At 61.8% G+C, this 2,586-nt stretch carries 3 protein-coding genes and 1 pseudogene; 2 read left to right on the forward strand and 2 right to left on the reverse strand.

Annotation, left to right across the window (positions count from 1 at the left end; translation table 11 throughout):
* The first annotated feature begins 272 nt into the window (after nucleotides 1-272).
* A complete protein-coding gene (locus tag WCB02_RS40320) occupies nucleotides 273-989 on the forward strand; it encodes a Crp/Fnr family transcriptional regulator (RefSeq protein ID WP_423968178.1) in 717 nt (238 codons plus the stop codon).
* 165 nt (nucleotides 990-1,154) lie between these two features.
* On the opposite strand, the gene WCB02_RS40325 is transcribed toward WCB02_RS40320, so the two are convergent.
* Complete coding sequence (locus WCB02_RS40325; protein WP_423968180.1) at nucleotides 1,155-1,547, reverse strand: cupin domain-containing protein; 393 nt, start codon at nucleotides 1,545-1,547, stop codon at nucleotides 1,155-1,157.
* Between the two features lie 518 nt (nucleotides 1,548-2,065).
* Here WCB02_RS40325 and WCB02_RS40330 point away from each other — a divergent pair.
* The gene (locus WCB02_RS40330; RefSeq protein ID WP_423968182.1) at nucleotides 2,066-2,356 is read left to right on the forward strand and encodes a DUF1330 domain-containing protein; all 291 of its coding nucleotides are present in this window, start codon (nucleotides 2,066-2,068) and stop codon (nucleotides 2,354-2,356) included.
* A gap of 15 nt (nucleotides 2,357-2,371) precedes the next feature.
* Here the strand turns inward: WCB02_RS40330 and WCB02_RS40335 are convergent.
* Nucleotides 2,372-2,586, reverse strand: a pseudogene (locus tag WCB02_RS40335) (monooxygenase); the annotation flags it as partial.

Consider the following 2,586-nt stretch of genomic DNA (forward strand, 5'->3'; position numbering starts at 1 on the left):
AGGTTGCCGCGCCAGCCGGTCGGCGCGCGCGTCGCGGCGCCTGCTCGACGTCCGGTTCGCTCGCCACTTGTCCCCTGGCCGCAATTGTGAAACATGGCACAACGATTGACCGTCCGGTACCGGCCTCTCAAAGGGCCGTCCGCGAGACGACAGGCCACGTCGAGTCTCAGGTGGTCCACGGGAGCTTCAAGCATCCCCGGCGGCACGGGGGTCGGATGTCCGATCCAGTGATCACTCGACTGCTCAACTGTTCCAATCGACAGGATCGCACCATGGACAGGCAATCGCACCTCAACCGTCTGTTGCAGCTCCTGGATACGGACGATTCCGATCGCCTTCGGGCGCATCTCGCACCGGTGAAGCTGGACTATCGCCAGCCGCTCTACGAAGCCAATGAGGATATCCCGTTCGTGTATTTTCCGATCGAGGGTGTCGCCTCCCTGATCAACACGATGGAAAACGGCTCGGCCGCTGAAGTCGGCACCGTCGGCAATGAAGGCATGGTCGGTCTCCCCGTCATTCTCGGTGACCGGCGCGCCACCACCAGTGCCTATATTCAGGTGCCCGGCTCCGGCTTGCGGTTGCGGGCGGACATCCTGCGCAACGAATTGAAGGTCGGCGCGGGAATGCGGACCGTCATGCTGCATTACGCGCATGCCTTCTTCAACCAGGTGGCGCAATCGGCGGCATGCGCTCACTTCCATTCCATCGAGCAGCGCTGTTGCCGCTGGCTCCTGATGACGCATGATCGCGTGCAATCGGATCAGTTTCTGCTCACGCAGGAGTTCCTGGGGATGATGCTGGGTGTTCGTCGCACCAGCGTCACCGAAGTCGCCGCCAAGCTGAAGCATCGGAAATTCATCGAATACAATCGCGGACACGTCACCATCCTGGATCGAGCCGGCCTCGAAAGACACGCCTGCGAGTGCTACCTGATCAGCAAGCGGGAATTCGATCGCCTGCTGGGACATCCGCTCGAGCCGCGCTAGCGCGCGGGGCAGTCGCCCGGTTCGCGCGGCTCGCCCTGTCGGCGCCGGTGCGCCGCAATGGCCCGGCATTCCGGGAGCCGTCGACATCTCTCGACCGTGCCGCCGGCACAGCAGCGGACATCGCTGCGCGGCAGGCGCAACAGCCACCAGTTCGAACGGTTCGGATCAGGCATCCCCAGTGGGCACGATCGTGGCGGTCTCGACCATCAGGATCACGCTCCTTTCGGGCGCACGCGTGCAATGCAACACTCCCCTGGGCACAGTGAAACCCTGATTGGGAAGCAGCTCGATGGAGTGCCCCTCGAGATCGATGATGAAACGGCCGCTGAGGACGAAGAAGAACTCGTCATCATGATCGTGCTTGTGCCAATGGTATTCACCCTGCATGACGCCAAGGCGGACAACGGACTCATTTACCTTGCAGAGCGTCTGGTTGTACCATCGATCGGTGACCGCCGTCGCCAGCGAAGAAACGTCGATCAATGTCAGCGGATCGAACTTGATGTCCAGATGGGTGACATATTGGCGGGCGGCTGCTTCAGCCATCTCGGTAGCCATCTCGGTGTCTCCTCGGTTTCCAGATCCGGGTGTCAGCTTTGAGGCGGCCAGCGCCGATCTCCGTCGCGCCCCGATGAATGCCGTTGCGAGCAGGCCGGCTGGATTCTATGCCGCGCAGCGGTCAGTGCAAATGGCGCGTTGGGTCGCTGATGGTTGAATTGGGGCGTCCCTCGTCACGTCGGGCTTTGTCGCTGACATACGAGGTGGCCCCAGCGTGCCCGACACCACCCGCCTGTGGTTATGGGTTCCGGCGCAGCGCTCGCGTTGCTCGCTTGGCCGGGACGACGCTTTTTTAGTTGTTGCTACGGATTGCTCGGCCCGCATCCTGATGAGCCATCGACCGGGGATGGCCGGCCTGCCGCGAGGGCGGGCATTGCCGGCATGGCCGGCCCGGCTATGATGGTGATGCAGCGGCCGGCATAGTGTTCGTCAGCCAGTGGTTCATCAGAGTGATTTTGACGTTTTGACCACAGGTCAATGAGTTGCGAAAGTTGCAACCACTGGTTCGCGAGGCAAGGATGAAAGCCTATCTGGTGCTGGACTTGTCGGTGAATGATTTTGGCGGTTTCAAACAATACATCGCGGAAATCCCCGCATTCATCGCAAAACATGCGGGACAATACATCGTTCAGGGGGTTCAGCCCACCACGATCGAGGGCGACTGGAAACCCGAACGCATGGTCATCATCGAGTTTCCAGCACGCGAAAACGCAGAAGCATTTTTGGCGGACGGCGAAATCCAGCACCTGTTCAAGGTGCGCCATGCGACGACGACGAGCAAACTGGTGCTGGTCGACGGGTGCACGTAACCGACAGTCCAGCTCTCAAACCTGCTCCGCCAGATAGCGTTCGATCACCGCTTCGTCGCCGACTTTTGCCGCGCAGGCGGCATAGCCGTCGGGTCGCGCCAGCCATGATCCATCCTGCTGCAGCGGCGGACGGAGCGCGGGCTCCAGCAACGCGGGAAATCGTTTGGCGATTCGGTCCGCTTCAGCCGAGGCCGCGGCGAACAGCGCAAAGCGCGGCGATGGGCCGGAGC

Origin of the sequence: Bradyrhizobium sp. (genome assembly GCF_049581145.1) — a bacterium.
GTDB lineage: Bacteria > Pseudomonadota > Alphaproteobacteria > Rhizobiales > Xanthobacteraceae > Bradyrhizobium.